Origin of the sequence: Enterococcus sp. DIV0756, from assembly GCF_051710745.1 — a bacterium.
In the GTDB taxonomy this organism is placed as follows: domain Bacteria; phylum Bacillota; class Bacilli; order Lactobacillales; family Enterococcaceae; genus Enterococcus_A.
The window spans coordinates 1,556,669-1,575,809 of record NZ_JBIOLF010000001.1 but is presented as its reverse complement, the minus strand read 5'-3'; the positions used below and the strand labels follow the sequence as shown (position 1 = coordinate 1,575,809).

At 36.7% G+C, this 19,141-nt stretch carries 20 protein-coding genes; 4 read left to right on the top strand and 16 right to left on the bottom strand.

The features are described 5' to 3' along the window. Positions 1-93: 93 nt before the first annotated feature. The 6 genes from IGI44_RS07640 to IGI44_RS07615 all read right to left on the bottom strand — a co-directional run bounded on the left by IGI44_RS07640 (position 94) and on the right by IGI44_RS07615 (position 6,340). Positions 94-777 (bottom strand): alpha/beta hydrolase family protein, encoded by a 684-nt coding sequence (locus IGI44_RS07640; protein ID WP_438787181.1) that lies wholly within the window; start codon positions 775-777, stop codon positions 94-96. A 143-nt stretch (positions 778-920) separates the two neighbouring features. Continuing rightward, on the bottom strand, positions 921-1,838 hold the full coding sequence (locus IGI44_RS07635) for a phosphate acyltransferase (RefSeq protein WP_438787180.1): 918 nt from the start codon (positions 1,836-1,838) through the stop codon (positions 921-923). A gap of 10 nt (positions 1,839-1,848) precedes the next feature. Next, complete coding sequence (buk, locus tag IGI44_RS07630) at positions 1,849-2,913, bottom strand: butyrate kinase (protein ID WP_438787179.1); 1,065 nt, start codon at positions 2,911-2,913, stop codon at positions 1,849-1,851. A 23-nt stretch (positions 2,914-2,936) separates the two neighbouring features. Then, positions 2,937-4,154 (bottom strand): LeuA family protein, encoded by a 1,218-nt coding sequence (locus tag IGI44_RS07625; protein WP_438787178.1) that lies wholly within the window; start codon positions 4,152-4,154, stop codon positions 2,937-2,939. Between the two features lie 30 nt (positions 4,155-4,184). Next, positions 4,185-5,351 carry a hypothetical protein gene (locus IGI44_RS07620; RefSeq protein WP_438787177.1) on the bottom strand — a complete coding sequence of 389 codons (1,167 nt, stop codon included), beginning with the start codon at positions 5,349-5,351 and terminating at the stop codon, positions 4,185-4,187. An 11-nt stretch (positions 5,352-5,362) separates the two neighbouring features. Next, a complete protein-coding gene (locus IGI44_RS07615; protein ID WP_438787176.1) occupies positions 5,363-6,340 on the bottom strand; it encodes a C-terminal binding protein in 978 nt (325 codons plus the stop codon). A 462-nt stretch (positions 6,341-6,802) separates the two neighbouring features. Here IGI44_RS07615 and IGI44_RS07610 point away from each other — a divergent pair, with 462 nt between their 5' ends. Beyond that, a complete protein-coding gene (locus tag IGI44_RS07610; protein WP_438787175.1) occupies positions 6,803-7,621 on the top strand; it encodes a helix-turn-helix domain-containing protein in 819 nt (272 codons plus the stop codon). A gap of 232 nt (positions 7,622-7,853) precedes the next feature. Here the strand turns inward: IGI44_RS07610 and IGI44_RS07605 are convergent, their stop codons facing one another. Further along, positions 7,854-8,339 (bottom strand): GNAT family N-acetyltransferase, encoded by a 486-nt coding sequence (locus IGI44_RS07605; protein ID WP_438787174.1) that lies wholly within the window; start codon positions 8,337-8,339, stop codon positions 7,854-7,856. A 125-nt stretch (positions 8,340-8,464) separates the two neighbouring features. Between IGI44_RS07605 and IGI44_RS07600 the strand changes: the two genes are divergently transcribed. The 3 genes from IGI44_RS07600 to IGI44_RS07590 all read left to right on the top strand — a co-directional run bounded on the left by IGI44_RS07600 (position 8,465) and on the right by IGI44_RS07590 (position 10,202). Then, complete coding sequence (locus IGI44_RS07600) at positions 8,465-9,346, top strand: LysR family transcriptional regulator (RefSeq protein WP_438787173.1); 882 nt, start codon at positions 8,465-8,467, stop codon at positions 9,344-9,346. A 322-nt stretch (positions 9,347-9,668) separates the two neighbouring features. Then, complete coding sequence (locus tag IGI44_RS07595) at positions 9,669-9,869, top strand: hypothetical protein (RefSeq protein WP_438787172.1); 201 nt, start codon at positions 9,669-9,671, stop codon at positions 9,867-9,869. A gap of 6 nt (positions 9,870-9,875) precedes the next feature. Further along, positions 9,876-10,202: a hypothetical protein gene (locus IGI44_RS07590; RefSeq protein ID WP_438787171.1), complete on the top strand. Its 327-nt coding sequence runs from the start codon at positions 9,876-9,878 to the stop codon at positions 10,200-10,202. 223 nt (positions 10,203-10,425) lie between these two features. Here the strand turns inward: IGI44_RS07590 and IGI44_RS07585 are convergent, their stop codons facing one another. The 9 genes from IGI44_RS07585 to lepA form a co-directional block, all read right to left on the bottom strand. Beyond that, positions 10,426-10,563, bottom strand: coding sequence for a hypothetical protein (locus IGI44_RS07585; protein WP_438787170.1), 138 nt, complete (start codon positions 10,561-10,563; stop codon positions 10,426-10,428). Between the two features lie 141 nt (positions 10,564-10,704). Next, on the bottom strand, positions 10,705-11,439 hold the full coding sequence (locus IGI44_RS07580) for a LytR/AlgR family response regulator transcription factor (protein ID WP_438788940.1): 735 nt from the start codon (positions 11,437-11,439) through the stop codon (positions 10,705-10,707). An 8-nt stretch (positions 11,440-11,447) separates the two neighbouring features. Next, positions 11,448-12,545, bottom strand: a complete 1,098-nt coding sequence (locus IGI44_RS07575; protein ID WP_438787169.1) for a sensor histidine kinase — start codon at positions 12,543-12,545, stop codon at positions 11,448-11,450. Positions 12,546-12,843: 298 nt separating this feature from the next. Further along, positions 12,844-15,021 (bottom strand): peptide cleavage/export ABC transporter, encoded by a 2,178-nt coding sequence (locus IGI44_RS07570; protein WP_438787168.1) that lies wholly within the window; start codon positions 15,019-15,021, stop codon positions 12,844-12,846. A gap of 358 nt (positions 15,022-15,379) precedes the next feature. Beyond that, entirely contained in the window at positions 15,380-15,583 is a 204-nt protein-coding gene (locus tag IGI44_RS07565) for a Blp family class II bacteriocin (protein WP_438787167.1), read from the bottom strand. Positions 15,584-15,949: 366 nt separating this feature from the next. Beyond that, entirely contained in the window at positions 15,950-16,243 is a 294-nt protein-coding gene (locus IGI44_RS07560; RefSeq protein WP_438787166.1) for a bacteriocin immunity protein, read from the bottom strand. 39 nt (positions 16,244-16,282) lie between these two features. Next, positions 16,283-16,468, bottom strand: coding sequence for a leucocin A/sakacin P family class II bacteriocin (locus IGI44_RS07555; protein WP_438787165.1), 186 nt, complete (start codon positions 16,466-16,468; stop codon positions 16,283-16,285). Positions 16,469-16,971: 503 nt separating this feature from the next. Continuing rightward, positions 16,972-17,070: a helix-turn-helix domain-containing protein gene (locus tag IGI44_RS07550; RefSeq protein WP_438788938.1), complete on the bottom strand. Its 99-nt coding sequence runs from the start codon at positions 17,068-17,070 to the stop codon at positions 16,972-16,974. A 216-nt stretch (positions 17,071-17,286) separates the two neighbouring features. Next, positions 17,287-19,122 carry a translation elongation factor 4 gene (gene lepA / locus IGI44_RS07545; protein ID WP_438787164.1) on the bottom strand — a complete coding sequence of 612 codons (1,836 nt, stop codon included), beginning with the start codon at positions 19,120-19,122 and terminating at the stop codon, positions 17,287-17,289. Positions 19,123-19,141 lie beyond the last annotated feature (19 nt).

Genomic DNA, 19,141 nt, shown 5'->3' with positions numbered 1-19,141 from the left:
TCCTCTTTCCTTTAATACCGTTTTGTGTCTTTATATTTGAAACACAGTTAATGCCTTGAGTATCACCATTTCTTCACTTACTTTGACTATTCTCTAGTCTAGCCAGCTCAATAGATACTGGAAATGCTGCTGACTAGGATCAATAATATCTTGATGAGCCATTTGAGGAAGGACAAGCAGTTCGATGTTTTGTTTGCTTAATAGGTTCTTTTTTAAATAGTTTAGTGTTGTTTTAACGTCCACACGCACATCGTCACTACCGTGAATGATCAGACACCTTTCTGTTGTTAAAGGAAGATGCTGCTGTGGCGAAGCAGCGAGTAATTCCTTCTCGTCAACGTTTTTACCGAAATACTCACCCACCGCATCATCACCCAATTGATGTTTATTGGTGTATACTAAATCCGTCACTGGCGCTAATGCTATGACCTGTTGCGCTGTATCAGCGTTCAGAAGTGCTAACTGCCCACCGACCGAATGACCAATCAGAATAAGCTCAAAAGCTTCATACAGTTCTTTAATCTTCTTAATCGCATTCTTTACATCAGACAAGGGAATCGGCCAAGGATTATTCACACCTCTACGATATTCGATATTGCAGACAGGATAACCCTTTGACACAAACCAATTTTGCATGCTAGTAACCGTCTCTAGGCTTTTTTCTTGCCGCCAATAGCCGCCATGAATCAACACAATCATTTTTTTTCGCGTATATACCTCTGGCTCATCAATTTGAATAAAGCAATCTTCCGCATTTTGATACTGTACTTTTTTCATTTTAGTCACCAACTTATAAAGTTTTCTCTGTTATATTAATTGTACCATACCTGTTATAACGTTCGTCATTCGAACAGTCCAAAAGAGTCTAGATTATCATCAAATCCGTGCTTTGATCATAATCTAGACCATGGAAAGTTCTTCTATTGGATGCAATTATTCTTCTGATAGAGCCAACAAGTAGCCGCAATCGAATTTACCTTGTTTTGTAAAGCATCTGTTCGTGAAGTCATAATAAACGGTTCTCTGGTCCCCATAATAATCGAAGCTGTTTCAAACCCTGCATAAAAGTTTAGTGCTTTACTTAAAGTATTCGCCTCCTGCAGAGAAGAGCCCACCAGGATATCCGCTGCTCCAGCCACTGAGCTGTGAATCCCTTTGATTGAGGCTGCTTCTTTTGAAATGGCATTATCCAGCGAAAGTGGTCCATCAATCATACAGTTTTTTATCTGTCCCCGATGATTCATTTGTACCAGAATGGCCCCTAATGTGGTATCTGGCATTTTTTCATTTACTGTTTCTACGGCACTTAATAACGCCACCTTTGGACATGGATTACCGAATGCGTGGGCTGCGAGCACAGCATTTTCAATAATATCTTTCTTTACAGATAGGCTTTGCTCAATATTGATAGCACAATCGGTTAGGAATCTTAATGTATTCGATTGATCCTGAAAAACTGTTATTTGACTGATTCTTTTCATTCTTTCAAATCCGTATTCTTTATTAAGAACCGCACTCATAAAATCAGAGGTGTGAAGCAGCCCCTTCATGGGAATATCTGCTTGCTGTTCATTGACCATTTTTATCGCAGCTGTAGCCGCACGCTTAGAATCAGGTTCATTAAGGATGTCAAAATGTACAGAAGACAAACCGTGCTTATCCAATAATTCTTGAATGCGGTCTGCTTTTCCGATTAAACTAAATGTAGCGAGACCTTCTTTACTCGCTTTATCTGCCAGCATTACCTCTTCTTCATCCGCCATCGCAATGACAATTCTTACTTGAGTGTTTTCACGTACCTGTGTACGTAATTCACTAAATGTTTTGATTTGCATCATTTCACCTGCCTTACGTGTATTCTCTAATGTCGATCTCTCCTAAATAGGCCGGAATGCAGACAGAACTTAAGGCGTCCAACTCATCAATATCTGGTTTGACATAAATTGGTGCCATCCACCATACCTGTTTCTTTATGAAATCGACAAAACGAGCAGAATGAGCTAAGCCTCCAGTGATACCAATTGCATCTGGCTGTTCACCCATCGCCCCAGCCGCTGCACCAACAGCCTTGCTGACTTGAAAAGCCATTGCCTCGAATACTTCCTGAGCTTTTTTATCCCCGCTTAAGATTCTTTTTTCAATTTCTTCACCGTTGTTTGTTCCTAGATGAGCCATTAACCCACCACCGCCATTTAGCATATAGTCCAGCTCTTCCTCACTATATTTTTGCGATTGAATTAATTTCTTCCAATCTGCTGCAGGCAGTGTTCCGCTACGATCCATTCCAAAGGGGGCATCGCCATCTAACCCATTCGTAATATCGATCACTTTTCCTTTTTTATGTGTGCCACAGGAAATCCCTGACCCGAGATGAGTAATCACAATGTTGCTTTCCTCATACGTTTTCCCTAAATTAGCCGCTATGAATCTTCCAAAAGCTTTATGACTCAATGCCTGGAAATAACTGTGGCGCGTAATTTCAGGAAGACCCGTATACCGTGCAATTGGAATCATTTCGTCCACACAAGGCGGATCGGCGATTAATGCCTTCCTTCCGTTCTCCTTTGCAAAACTCAAAGCAATTGCACAACCTAAATTGCACACATGTTGACCATATTCTCCCGACTTGGTATCTGTTACCATTGATTCATTCACTTCGTAGACGCCTGATTCTAAGGGTTTCACTGATGGCCCACGAGAAATGAACAACTCGATATCATGAATCGAAAGATTATTTTTATTTAAAAAACCAAGAATGCGTTCTTTTCGATACTCATATTGCGCCCAGATTTTTTTAAAGCCTTCAATCTCCTCGGAAGGATGGCGAATCGACTCTTTCAAAATCATTTGATTCTCATCACAAATAGCGACTTTCGTAGAGGTTCCACCCAAATTCAATATCAACGCTTTCATTTCAAGTAGCCAACTTTCTATAATTATTGAAATTTCGCAACTAATTCTCTAAATTCTGCTTCATTCAACGTTCTATGCAATTCGATTCCTTTTGCTTTAACAGCCATCAAAAGATCCATTTTCTTGTCTTCATCAACTGTTAAATCATACCGTTCCAACCAGACACGCAAATTGTCTTTTCCAGATTTTTTCCCTAAATCCAGGATTGGTTCACGATTTCCAACAAGATCCCAACGATATGGAAGCATTACTAACGGATCAGATTTGCGAGCATTCTCCCATAAGCTAGAAGGCATCCCCGTTTCCCAACCAAAAATTTCATCTCCGACAACTGGTGCCGTTGGATTGATTGGTTCACGAGCCAAACGTGCTACTGTATCAGACAAATCCTTCAATTTCGACAGATCTAATCCAGTATCCTGACCGTATAATGCTTCTAGTGATAACGCAACTTGCTCCAGTTGTGCTGATCCAGCTCTTTCACCAATTCCATTAACAGTGACATGGACTGCCGAAGCACCTGCTGCCAAACCAGCCAATGATGTTGCAGTTCCTAGACCAAAATCGTCATGGAAATGACATTCAATTGGCGTTCCTGGGAAGCGTTCGATCAATTGAGAAATTCTCAAGCGGGCACCTTCTGGTGATAAAGCGCCGAAAGTATCCACCAATGCCAAAGAATCCATATGTCCGCCACCATCAACAATCGCTTGAACCGTGTCCATCAAGAAATCCATACTTGCTCGTGAACCATCCGCCGGAAAGAAGAGCACCTTCAAGCCTAATTCGTGGGCTTTTGCTGTTGCTTCGATCGCTGATTTAATCGCTTTTTCAGCACCCCACTTGATTCCTTTAGCCAGTAGATGTTCACTTCCTGGAATTTCTGCTACAACACCATCTACACCACATTCTTTAGCTAATTCCATATCTTTTACCATATTACGTACAAAACAATAAATATCCGCTTTTAGTCCTAAACTTGTAATTTCTTTAATCGCATCGGCATCTTCTTGCGTTACCGCAGGCGTTCCTGCTTCAATTCTATGAACACCTACTGCATTTAATTTTTTAGCAATTTCGACTTTTTCTTCCTTTGTTAAGACAATCCCCGGTTGTTGTTCCCCATCACGTAATGTTGTATCTAAAAACTGGATTTGATCGACAAACTTGAACTCACTTCTCACCTTTTCATCATAATTTGAGGGACTGACCCACCATTTTCCTTCTTCTCTAAAACCCATTCCTAATTCCTCCTTTGATTTGACTGTAGTTCATTCAGATAACTCAATTTCAGGGGCGATCTTATTTTTTTGATATTTATAAAGCTGATAGGGCAAAATGACTAAAAATGGAATTTCAAACAGTGGAATATTAATGCGTCCGATAATTCCATATGCTGTTGTGACAATTTGCGGAATACCTGCACGCCCAAAGTAAAAAGCTAAGGCGGTCAAAATAACCACTAACAAAATCCGACGAGCATTGTAGCTCGAACCCTTCCAAACTTTATGAACAAGTAATTGATAACGTTCGATCATTCCGTAAAGATAGCCAGCCCCTGTTGAAAGAACGGCTAAGTAAGCAATCGCTGTATAAAGCAATCGGACAGTAAAACCTGCACCAATGATGTGATTCAAACTCCATAAAGTCGGCAAATCTTCGCCGGCAACAGTTGGCATTCCGGCAGCAAAAATGATATTCATGGCAATCGTTGAAACAAAAACCATCAGACTTCCGATAATTGCGGTCCCAAGTGAATGCTTTCTAGTTTTCACCTGTCCTTTAGATGCTGGGATTACCGCATCGATGAAGGCAACCATGATATTGATATATAGCACAATCTGCATAAGGACCTGCGATAGTGGGGCGTTCATCGTACGATTACCAACATAGTGACTCATGCCTTCCCAAGACGCTGGGACGCCTCTTACCGCAATGTAACCAATCAGTCCTATCAGCGCGATGGCAATAAAAGAGGCTGATTTTAAAACAATCTTTTGTCCAGCAAGAATCAATACGGCTACTATCCCAAACGTTAATAATCCCATCGCAACAGAAGAAACGTGGAAAAACTCCGACAACAGTCGTCCACCTGTAGCAAAGGTCAGTGCAGAAATCGTAATACACGCTAAGATCGCCGAAAATTCTTTAACATTCGCGAAGAAGAAGTTAAATTTTCCAAAGACGCGATCATAAAATGAACGAAAATCATACAACTCAAATGTTCGACAGTACTCCAACACCAGATAGCAAATGACTCCAGCTACTGTTGTTGTGAAAAGCGGACCGATAAACACACCAAGCCATGATTGTCCTACGAAAAAACTAACAAGCTGCGCACCGCCTGAAAACCCCGGACCAATATAAATACCGAACCAGACGGAGGCCAATCCAAAAGAAACGAGCAAACTTTGAAGAGTGCTTTCTTTTTTTTCCATTTCGCTTCTCCTTATAAATTCAATGCCTTCTTGTTCAAGATATTCGCTGGGTTCTTTCCATTCAGCACATCGACTGCAGTTTGAGCCACTGAAGCAAAGAGTTCCTGATTCGCTTCTGCGGAATTATAAGCAATATGCGGGGTGAGGATCACATTTTTCATTCCTATTAACGGATTCTTCACATCCTTCATTGGCTCATCCGCAAGTGTATCTAAACCTGCTCCACCAACTTTTCCAGAATTGAGTGCGTCAATTAAATCTTCTGTATCAATCAATCCACCTCGTGCCGCGTTGATTAAAATGACATTATCCTTCATTTTCTTGAAAGCTTCTTTATTGATCATGCCCGCTGTTTCTTTTGTTTCCGGTAAATGCAGAGAAATAATATCCGCCTTTGCGTATAACCCATCAAGATCTACCTGTTCGACACCATTTTCTTTGAAAACTTCATTTGGTACATAAGGATCATAAGCAATTACGCTATAACCAAGTCCTTGAAAGTTACGAGAAATTTGTCGAGAAATATTTCCGAAACCAACTAAACCAACTGTTTGAGCAGATGGACGACGCATTTTTCTCCCTAACTCTTGGTTCCAAACACCTCGTGCAACTGCATCATCAAAATGTTTCAATTGTCTAGTCAGAGCCAACGCAAGTGCCGTTGCATGAATAGCAACTTCAGAGATGCAATAGGTCGTCACATTGCAAATTCTGATGCCCATTTTATTCGCAGCATCCATATCAAACTCATTGACACCGATTCCATAACGAATCATCACTTTGCAATTTTTTAATTGACTGATGCTTTTTTCGGTCATTTTGGTTGCAATGTTTAATATAGCGTCTGCATCACTGTATTTTTCAATCACCTCATCTTCACTTTTACAAGTACCCATGACAAACTCAAACCCAGCATCCTCAACAATTTTTCGTTCAATGGCGTAATCGTATCCACTAATTACTTGTGAATCCAACAGTACAACTTTCATAAAAAAAGCCTCCCTTTATCGAAAAAAATGGTGAAATTATTCAACTGACTTTGCGCAAAGTTTTTATGAATACGTTTTCAAAAACATCGTAAGTCATTTTCTTAACTTTGTAAACACCTTTTTACAAGTTAGTAAATTCACGAACAAAAAAGGGAACTGGAAATAACCTAATACATAACAGCTCATTTTTTTGAATAGCGCAGAACAATGATAAATAAATCATTTATTTTTTTATAAAAAACAATTAGCTAGTCAGTGATTTGCTGAATAAAAGACAAAAAAAGTTTGAACAAAAATCGATAATTCACAATAGTTTCCTCTCGTTTGCAAGGTTTATTGACAATGATAGGCAACCTATTTTAAAATTAAATGAGTTCTCATAAATGATCACTTCTCGTTTTTCAAGAACGATTCTATTTCGTTTTCATTTGAAATCACATAATGAATTTAAGGAGTTTTCTCATGCCAATATCTAATAACATCTATTTTAAAATACAAGAAGTCGCCAAAATCCTTGAGGTAGTTCCTGCCACTATTCGAAACTGGGAACAGAATGGCTTTTTCAAACCGAAGCGAAGTGAAAATGGCTATCGTATTTTTGACCAACATGACATCGAAATGTTAAGGAAAATAAAAAATTGGTCTGTTGATATGAAGATGGGTACCCAAGCGGTAAAAATGATGGTGGATTCCTATAATTTAAATGAGCTTAAAGCACCTAGTGAGAATGCTTTAACAAAAAGCTTTCTTAGTGAAAAATGGAAAGAAAGTCGCCAATCGCAAAATAAAACAATTAAAGAAGTTGCAGAAGCTGTTGGCATCTCGACGTCTTACCTATCCAAAATTGAAAATATGCAGGTCAATCCTAGTGTTGAAGTATTAAAAAAAATCGCGGATTACTATGGAGAGAATGTCCTTTACTATCTCTCCACTGATCCTGAAGAAACCTCCCAATTAGTAAGGAAAGATCAGCGTGTTCGGGTAGTGGATAAAAATGGTGGTCTTTCGATTGAAAACCTCTTGAATCAAAATAATTCTCGACTTTCATTTATGCTTTACACCTTACAGCCAGGTTCAAAACGGCCTACCCTGCAACCACATTCAGGAAATGAAATCGTCTTTGTCCTCTCTGGCAAAGTAACCTTCACTATTGGTGAAGAAACGGTCTACCACTTAGAGGAAGGCGATTGTTTAAGTTACAGTTCGAAAGAAAATCACGGCTGGTGCAACGAAAGTCAAGAAGAAACGCAATTGCTTTGGTTCTATGAACGGATTGCTTAAGCTCTTCTCTAAACTCCTAAATATCCTAAAAAGGATCGATCCCTGTCAATAACGACTGGATCGATCCTTTTTTAGGTTGCTGGTAAAAAATTAGATATCCTCTTATTCTACGCTAATAGTGGTAACAACTTTGATAGGTGTATCAGCTCTAACTTATTGTACTGAAGAAATATTTCCAACTCTCTATGAAGTAAACCTATATGGCTTTCATTTTTGTAAAATTCATTTTGGATTAAAACCAAGAGTTTAAAAAGAAGTAAGAATCTCTATCAGGAAAGTCATAGTCGAACGGCAACTCCGCAAACTTAATTTTTTGAAAGCCTTTTTTGATGTAGAAATGATGTGCACGTTTGCAATTAGCAGGTGTGTCTAAAACGAGACAATCGATATTGTTTTGCTTCGCATGGTTGATCAACTGATCATAAAGCTCCTTAGAAACACCGGCCTCTTTTCCTCGATACGTCGGATCGACGAAAAATTTTTTTAAAATGCCGAAGTGTCCTTCTTTCTTCATTAAGCCCAAAGTTCCTATGACATCGTCTGTTTCATTAATAGCTAGCCAAAAGCCTCCTCCATTTTTTAAATAGTATGTTTCAATATCATTCATGTCTGGCTGCTCTTCTAGTGATAAGTCCACTTTATTATCAAAATTTTGTAAATACAGAATTAGTGCGATAACTTGATTTTTGTAGTGCTTTTCATAAGGGATGATTTTCATTTTTATTTCCTCCAGTTCATTGACAATCATTTCTCTGAAACTTATACTAACCCAAAGATATAGTTCAAAAAAGCCGAAATATTCAAATTTATTATTCGTATTTTTCGAACGATCAGGAGGAAACAATGGATACAAAGAATCTCATCACTTTTAAAACGATCTTGGAACAGGGCAATTTTAAAAAGGCAGCTGAAAAATTGAATTTTGCACAATCAACAGTCACCTCCCAAATCCAGCAATTGGAGGAAGAACTTTCTGTTCAACTCTTCGAAAAAGTTGGAAGAAGAATGGCGTTATCTCAGGCTGGAAAGGATTTGCTACCATCGATCGAGATCATTCTTCACTCAGAAAAAATCATGAAAAACTATAAAAATAAGAATAATGAGCTTAGCGGTAGCCTTGAAATTGCTATACCTGAAACAATCCTAACTTATCGCATACAGCCGTTTTTAGAAAAATTTCGACATGTTGCACCAAATGTTACACTTTCTCTACAAGCCTTAAATTGTTATGAAATACGAAACAAAGTAGAAAATGGAGATATTGAGCTAGGTATCCATTATAATGTTGGCGGATATGGGAAAAGCATTGTTTCTGAACCTTTAGGAGAGTTCCCTTTGGTGCTAATTGGGAATCCAAAAATCAATTTAAATGTATTCAATTTTAAAAAGATGCATCAAAACTTTGATTTGTGCCTACTTACAGACGATAAGCAAAGCGTTTATCAAAAAAAGTTAGATAGCTATTTGAATAAAATGGACATTACCTTAACTGGGCTCATGGAAGTCGGAAGTATTGAAGCAACAAAACGTAGCGTTTTAAGTAATTTAGGTATTGCTTTTTTACCACGTTTTACTGTAGAAGATGAGTTGGCGAATGGACTCCTAAAGGAAATTCCACTGCATTCAAGCGGGCATGTTTTGACCGCCGTGCATATCCATCATAAAAATAAATGGCTATCGCCAGAAATGAAAAGCTTTCTTTCATTAATCAATGATGGAATTTAAAAATAAACTGAGAAATTGAACTAAGACTACCTTCTTTCTTCGAAAAAATTTGATCCATGTCCACTAGTTGGCAAAACAGTGCTTCATTTTTCTAACATTACACAAATGAAATTTTCCAGAAAAGGTTTCACTTTATTTAGTTGACTGCTATTCATCCCCTAAGCTTCATTCATCTACTTTTATTCTGTATTTTTCTTGATGATCCGTGAAGACACCTAAATAGATGCATTTTGAGACTTGAATTCACTATCTTATGACTTTTGCGACATTACTCGCCTAATATTCATTACTATTTATACATAAGATGAAAGGACGTGTTCATATGATTAAAAAGTCATTACTAGGAGAAGATTTGAGAAAAACAGTAGGCGGAGCAAATTGGAAGACTGTTTCATTTACAGATAATATGGAATGCATCAACGGAGTTGTTAAAGTCGGGAATTGCCGTGTTAAGTGGGATGTCGTTGCAAATCAAACTGTAAACAATGTAACGAATGCACTCATCGGTGCCGGGAGGGGCTAATAAGTTTTGAAAAAATACACTGAAGAGGATATTCTATTGCTACTTAAAGAAATCCAGCTGCAATTGAGCCATAGTCAAAATCAGTATAAATCAAAAGCTTATACTACTATTGAAGATTCGCTTATTGAGTTGTCAAAAGTTCATGGATTACAATTCAAGAATTGCCTTGATAATCTGATTCAGAAGATCAATATTGAAATTGGCTTGAATGGATTTAAATTTGACTCAGCTTCCCAAGAGCGATGGGATGAACTTCAAAAAATAGTTTTCAATGGATTAGGACCATGGGCAAAAACTATGACTATAGCAAGAATGTTCGGCTCTAAAATCTAATACTTTGAGTACTATTCTTAGATCTTAAAAAACAACGTTTACTCTCAATCAACGGGAGTAAACGTTGTTTTAATAGTCAAATTTAACGAAGGATTGATTATCAATATCGTCCGAGCCAAATTGCCTGTGATGACAACTATCCACACCTTCATTCAAATTTTATAACGTCCTCTTTTGATTTACGCGATACCTAAACACTTTTCCTTTCATCTTCGTACTCTTCCTATTTAAAATAATTTTTGATCGCATTTAGAATACCTTTTGCAGCATGTGGACCGCCGGTAAGATAATCAAATCCCCCAGGAGTCCCTCCTTTGATTTTCTTTTGTTCTTCTTTCGTAACTAGTCTCTTTTTTGACATGTGAATCCCTCCTTCTATTTGATAAATTCAGTGTATGAAAATGAGTAGCTATTTTGTTCGTTTTGTCGCAAAACAAAACAATTCGATCATGAAATGAAAAAAATGTCTTTAAGTAAATTTTTCCGTATGATTTTCTCAGCATTAGCTAAAGCTAGTTCTTAACAACTTCGCCTTAGCCAAAGGAAAGGTACAAGTATACTCTTCAGGAAAAAGTATTGTACGTGATTTAAAATCGATTGATTTTACCTTTTTTAAATTAATTAAATATGATTTGTGAACGCGCATTAATTCAGGATATTCCTTTTCCAAATCATTCATTTTCCCATAGAATTCATACATCATATTTTCGCCATATAGAATGACCTTATGCGGTGTCACTGATGTTTCTAAAAAGTATATCGACGAAAGATCAATCCTAATATTTCTGGAACCAATCATGAATGATAAGTGACGTTCATTAGGCCCACGATCAATAAATGTTTTTGTATGACGACCGTCTAAGATCTTCTCTATCTGCCTTTTCTCAGTTTTTTCATCCTTAATGATGTAATCTAATGGGGCTATTTGGCGTTTTAGAGTCTCTAAAGCCAACTCCTGATGAGACGTAATAAAAACAATTTCTGCAAATTCATTGTCGTTTCTGATCCGTTGCGCAACATCAATTCCATCAAGTTGTTTACCTAAATCAATGTCTAAGAAGAATAGACTATTCGTGAATTTATTGTTTTTTAAAAAAAGGAAAATATCCTCCGGATCCGTTGTCGCCAGAACCAATTTCATCTCATAGTCATTGATCATTATCCAATTTTCTATAACGGACTTATAGTGGGATAACAAAAGAGTATCATCATCACATAAAATGATCGGTAGTGTCATAATAGTATTCACGCTTTCTTTATGGTTATTGTTGAAACAAATACCCCATTATCTGAGAAATAGGAAACATCTGTCTGTTTAGCTGTAGATAGGATATCTTGAATATTAGCTAGTCCTAACCCTCTATCTTTCCCCTTACTACTGAATCCTTCTTTGTTCATTTTTACTATGGAGGGTAGTTTTCCTTTATAGCTATTTTCTATCGAAATTTCTATAGTATTCGAAGAATCAATGAAAAGGATCGTTAAGAATTTATCTTGTGATTCACCTGCTGCTTCTATCGCATTATCGAGCAAAATTCCTAGTATTCGAATTAACTTTACCTCATTCATATTAATCTTATCGATAGGAATTAAACATTCAAAATTTACAGTCAATCCCGCTTGCTCTGCCTGTAAAAGTTTGGTGATTATCAACGATTTGATCGAGGCAATCCTCAAATGACTGATCCCCGAAAATCGCATTACACTAGTATCGATCATTTGATGCGAATAGACCATCATTTGCTCTAAATAGTCTCGATTAATTTCTGACTCATTTTTACCAGCTTTTAACCCAAGCAACATATTCTTGTAGTCATGACGGAACTTACGTAATTCTTGATAATTTTTCTCGACATCTGTAGTATAAGCGTTCATCATTTCGATTTGCTCTTTAAGGTTCTTTAGTTCCACTTTCTCTTGATTTTTTTTTATTGATAGATAGGTGAGAAAAATAGTGAAAGAAAATTGAGCAACTAAAAAGCCAACCATGATGAGTCTAAAGACACCTAAAACCTCCATTTTACGTAAAATTTCTCCGAATAAATAGACAAAGGTTAAGAATACAGCAAGCTGCATTGTGAAGATATTTTTTTCATCCTTACTAAATGAGCGATTCAGTATGTTCTTTTTTATTAATACTACTAGTATTAATGAAATAGACCAGTCAAGCACAACCATCACTAACGCGATTAGCGGTCCATTTTTTATTGGAACATAAAATTTAAGATTTGAACCGCTTGTTGCAATGATCGATGAAAAAAGAGGAACAATGGCGTATAACGATAAAGAAAGAAGATAGCCAAACAGATCGTTTATTCTACAATCTGGTGTTCTCTTCCACACCGGAACTCGTAAAAGAATAAAAACAATAGTTAGGGCTATTCCTGTTAAAAACGTATCCGTAACAGATAATAGGGTAATTGGAAATAGAAGTACTATCAACAATCCATAAAAGCTTTTGTTCTTTATTTTTGTGAGGAGCCCAATTAGGACGAACAATAATAATAAATCGAAAAATTCCTTGAAAAAATAGGTGAATATGTCTAACTGTATCACAGACTCACTTCCTATCATGATAGTTACCTTATTATAACAATAATCAATCAAAATAGGAGATCGTGAAAAAAGCCAGCTTTCATTGTTAGGCAGTAGCAATCATTTCCCATAAGTTTTCATACATTCCATTGAGTGATCGCAATTGCTGATGCGTACCAGCTTCTACGATCTTTCCATTTTCCATAACAAATACGTGATCACACTCTTTTGCAATTGAAAGATGATGGGCAATAAAGATAATTGTTTTGTCTTTCATACTCATCAAATTCTGAATGATGTCGTGTTCTAGTCGCGTGTCTAGCCCACTAGTTGCTTCGTCAAGTATGATTATGTCAGAATTTTTGAGAAGAGCTCTTGCGATCGCAAGACGTTGTTTTTGTCCGCCTGACAGATTTCCTGCGCCCTCTTCTATTGGAGAATGGTACCCTAGAGGTAACTCTTCAATATACTTCCTTATTTGCGCTAATTCACATACCCGGACTATTTCTTCATCGGAGGGCTCTCGATCTAACCCAAAAAGCAAATTCTCATAAATACTCCCACTGAAAAAGAAAACTTCCTGTGAAACATAGCTGATTGCATTTCTTAAATCAATTCGGGAAATTGATTTAAGATTCTGTCCTTGAATTTTGATAGCTCCTTCTTGTGCTTGATAGAAGTTAACTAATAATTTTGCTAATGTAGATTTTCCAGAACCACTCATACCAACAACTGCAATCTTCTCATTTTTCTGTATTTTTAAGGATAAATTATTCAATACATTTTCTTCAAAACCATAAGCAAATGAAAGATTTTCGACCTCAATCATGGGAAAAGAACGATCACTAATTACTGAAGAAGAAAATCGACTCCCCTCTTGACCTAGCTCTAAACTTTCCTGATCTAAATAGAAAATTTCATTTAATCGATCATTAGCTACTTTCGCTGTTTGAATTTTCACCTGTAAATTGATGATGTTTTGTAAGGGCGTTGTGAAAAACGACATCAAGGCATTGTAGGTAATTAGTTGCCCTATGGATAATTGTCCTTTTAAAACAAGGGATGTTCCTACCCACAACAAAGTTGTAGATCCTAGCACTTGAAGTACTGTTTTTAAATTCATTTGTAGATTATCCAAATTCTCTGTTTTAAAAGATTTTTCCATCATTTTTTCAAACTGTGTTTGTACTTTATTAGATATTTTATTTGCAGCATTTAACGATTTAATTGTTTCAATTCCTTTTAAGCTTTCAATAATTTGAGCATTAACGACTGCTCCTGCTTCCATTTGTTCCTCGTTTGCTCGCTCAAAAGGCTTCATGAAGATAAATACAATTAAAGCATATATTGGTATCGTCATTGAACTAATTAAAAATAATAGGCGATTTTGTAGAAACAATACTCCGCCTATGATGAGAACCATTGATGCATCAAGAAACAATGATAGTGCCGCATTCGCCAAAGCATCAATAATCTTACTAGCATCTAAAAATCTAGAAATAATCTCCCCTGATTTTCTTGTCGAAAAGAAGTCCATTGGCAATCGCAAAACATGATCAAAATACTTTAGCATAATTGAAGAACTGAGTCGCTGTCCGAGTTTAATTAATAAATACTGCTTAAAATAGTGAAAAAAACCTTGAAGCATATACATAGACAGCAGTCCAATAGATAGCATTGTCAATAAATGAATTGATTTGGCCGGAACAATTTGATCAATAATTATCTGAAAATAATAGGACCCAATAATCCCAAATCCTGTCAAAATGAATGAAAGAAAAACGATACCAATAATACTTTTTTTATGGCTTTTTAGTAATGGGATAAAAGAGAATAACCCATTAGATGTTTCATGGATCGGTTCATAGTCATCGTCTGGGACTGCTGTTAATACAATGCCCGTCCATTCTTGATTGAACGCTTTGGGAGTTTTTTTCAACTTTCCACGTGCAGGATCAGCAATTAACAATTTTCCTCTTTTTCTTCCATATACAACGACGTAATGCATAAAAGACTCATCTAGAATAACGTGAGCGATGAATGGAAAAGGCAACGTTTTCTCGTTCCAAATCGAGCAATCTGTTTGAAAAACTTCATTTTTGAATCCAAGAGATTCTAATGCCATTACAAGCCCATAGGCAGATGTTCCTTGAGTATTCGTTCCAGACATTATTCTCAACTTACTGATAGGTAATGTTGTATCATATGTTTTTAGAATCATAGCAAGACAAACAACACCGCAATCCTTTTCGTCATGCTGTTTAATCAACTTCAATCTCTTCATGTTTATCCTCATTTCTAAATATGCTCTTTACATAAGAATAAGTATAATGACTCGTATCTATTACAAAAAATCCTAAAATCCAACATATTGATCCTAAAGTAGCAATCAAAGTGAACGAGTTTTCCAATTGTTTTGATTAATTCAATTAACTTTTGTGAAATAATTCGGAATGAATGATCACAATATCAAAAAAAGAGCTTTTCAGCTCTTTTTATTGTAAAACTTAGAAATTACGATTCTTTCAAATACAGTTCCAAGTGCAAAAACTCCTGTACCTAAAAGAAATTCTGATACGGAAAAATTTGATTTGGTCATGAACCCAACCACAATCATAAACAAAAGTACTTGGATTAAAATCCTAACCAAAACACCCACCGGCAATTGCCCCACCTATACCGCCAATGATAATTCCACCTATACCGCCTGGAGACCCAGCCAACATTCCTCCTGCTTGACCATTGATACAAGCTTTGGTTTTACTATCCATCCAAGTTCCTGATGCACCGCCACCACCTACTACCTTTTTTAAATCTACTTTCTTTAATACATCCTTTTTAATCATTTTTCTTTTCCTTTCTTTTATGAATCTTTTTTTTATGATACAAATTTATTTTAAATAGCTATTCATATTAAATGTCGAATTTATCTTCTAATAGCTAGATATTGTCGCAAAATGAAAACTTTCAATTTGTTTGAATCTTCATTCGAAAATGTTTAAGTTTTCTAATTAATAGAGAGGATAAGGAATCGTAAAAATCCAATAAAATACACCCCCAGAAGTATGGAAGGTTCATTCCATACCTGACGGTGGTGCATTTCATATCAACTTTCATTTAAAGTCACAATTTTTAGATAAAACAACTCCTATTATTCCAAACAGAAAAATGACTTTTTCATTATCAAATATAAAATGGTAAAGATAGTTGATCTAATATCCATATCGAATATTTGACAAAGAAGTTAACTGTTTTAAGTATTTCTTTTGCTCTTCGTTAAGATAAACGCCATCATTTCGTAAAGCCTTGGATATATCTAGATTCATTCGGCTTAGAATAAAAGGTACAGATGATCCTTGTTTTTGTAGCTCAGCTTTATATTCAATCAAAGTTTTTCGTAATTGATCATTTTGACTAAGGTCTTTGTAATCAAGTAACACATTGATAATATTTACTGCTTGATCTCCTCTTTCATTACCGCCAGAAAACCATTTTACTGTAGACATAAACTCACCACCTAATTTTTTAACCTTAAAAATAAAGTCTTATGACTTCCAACCAGCAGCACCGCCAGTTGCTAAGTTTGCTGCGGAATTATTTCCTATAATACTGATAGCTTTGCCCCAGTCAACTGAGCAGCCTTTCTTGTTACAAGATACACCATTGCCATAATAGGTACCGCCAGCAATATTCTTCATTTCGTATAAATTTAATTTTTTTAATTTTGTCATATCAACACACTCCATTTTTTTATTATTGTTACAAAAAAAGAGTAGCAAAAACTGCTTTTATTGTGACCAAATAGTCATGAAATCAAAAATAATCATCCTAAAATAGTTGGCTATCAATCTTAACCTTATATTTTTTAATTGATTCATAGATTAAGCCTAATTTTGTGATGGTCTATTCTTGATTTCAACGACATTAGATCGTTCATAAATAGTAGTGTCCCGCGATTTTGATAATAGTTTATTTATTCTTCTAATCATATTTTCAGGTGGTTTTATATCACGGTTTTCAATCCCAATGATTAATTGGGGGAATAGGTCGCCAGTTTCTAACTTTTTAGCTAACTCAGTTGAACTAAGACTATACTTTTGTTTCGAATTTTTGAGGCTCTTTAATAAAGAGTCTCTTTCGTTCCCTTCTTCGTTTAAACTTTGATTTACGTCTAACGTTCGATAAACTAGTGATTTACTTTTTGGTGAAATCTTTCGTAATCCCTTTTCATATTTTATTGCATACTTCTACTGATTCCAGTTTTTTCAGCCAATTGAAGTTGACTAAATTCTTTCTTTTTTCGAAGCTTTTCTAAGTGATTGCCATATTTCATAAACTCTGCTTCATTTTTGTGCAAGAAAAAAACACCTCAAAAGAGATGTTTTCATCTTACATTAAACAAAACAACTTCAAGAAAATGTTCCACTTTTGGCAATTTTTACTGTTCGCGACAGCAGCCGTGACAGCATAAAACAGTATAAAAACAATTTTTACTCAAATGCAACAAATTCGAAACGTTGATTTAATAGGCTTTTCTCGTTTAAAAAGGCTATTTCTTGTTATCGTCTTCATCCATCTTAAGAACAGCCATGAACGCCTCTTGAGGGACTTCAACGGAGCCAATTTGTTTCATCCGTTTCTTCCCTTCTTTTTGTTTCTCTAGTAATTTACGTTTACGAGAAACGTCCCCGCCGTAACATTTCGCCAATACATTTTTACGTAAGGCTTTAATATCTGTACGGGCAACGATTTTGGTACCAATGGTTGCTTGAATCGGTACTTCGAATTGTTGACGCGGGATCAGGGTCTTCAATTTATCAACGATCGCACGGCCACGTTCTTGTGCGAACTCGCGGTGAACGATAAAGCTTAAGGCATCGACTTTTTCTGCATTCAACAGAATATCCATCTTGACTAAGCGGCTTTCGCGATAATCAGCCATTTCATAGTCTAATGAAGCATAGCCTTTGGTACTTGATTTTAATTTATCAAAGAAGTCAAAGACGATTTCCGACAATGGAATATTGTAAACAACATTCACGCGATAATCATCGAGATAATCCATGGTAATAAACTCGCCACGTTTGCGTTGCGAAAGCTCCATAACGGCACCGACATAATCGTTTGGTACCATGATGTTGGCTTTCACGAAAGGTTCTTCAACGTTTTGAATTTTTGATGGATCAGGAAAATCTGAAGGATTATCCACGATCAACTGCGTACCGTCTGTTAAGTTTACATGGTAAATAACGGATGGTGCCGTGGTGATCAATTCAAGATTGAATTCACGCTCCAGACGTTCTTGAACGACATCCATGTGGAGAAGGCCTAAGAAGCCGCAACGGAAACCGAACCCTAATGCTTGAGAGGTTTCTGGCTCAAATTGTAAAGCAGCATCGTTCAATTGTAATTTTTCCAACGCTTCTCGTAAATCGTTATAGCGCGAAGTGTCGATCGGATATAACCCACAGAATACCATTGGATTCATTTTACGATATCCGTCCAAAGCTTCTGCTGCAGGATTATTCGCTAGTGTCACAGTGTCCCCGACACGCGTGTCTTGAACAGACTTAATGCTGGCAGTGATATAGCCGACATCGCCGACCATCAAATAATCTCGTTGAACAGCTTTCGGTGAAAAGACACCGACCTCTGTTACATCAAAGGTTTTACCATTGCTCATTAATTGGATCTTATCACCAGGGCGAACAATCCCATCTGTTATCCGAACATTTAATACGACCCCGCGATAACTGTCATAAACAGAGTCGAAGATCAACGCTTTTAATGGCGCGTCTAGATCACCGCTTGGTGCAGGAACATTCGTAACGATTTGCTCCAAAATTTCACTGATCCCGATGCCGGTTTTCGCACTAGCAAGAACTGCATCTTCCGCATCAATCCCAATCACATCTTCAATTTCTTTACGAACACGTTCTGGATCAGCGGCTGGTAAATCAATTTTGTTAATAACTGGCAAGATTTCCAAATCGTTATCTAACGCTAAATAAACATTCGCCAAAGTCTGGGCTTCAATCCCTTGTGCCGCATCCACGACTAAGACCGCACCTTCACAGGCCGCCAAGCTTCGTGAAACTTCATAGGTAAAATCGACGTGTCCTGGTGTGTCAATCAAATGGAAAATATAATTTTGACCATCATTAGCAGTATAATGCAACTCGACCGCATTCAATTTAATCGTAATTCCGCGTTCACGTTCAAGGTCCATTGAGTCTAGCAATTGCTCCTGCATTTCACGAGAACTCACTGTATTGGTTTGTTCTAAGATCCGGTCAGCCAATGTCGACTTCCCGTGATCAATATGCGCGATGATCGAAAAATTTCGAATCATCTGCTGGCGTTTCTTCATTTCTTCTATATTCATCAAAGTTCCTCATTTCTTT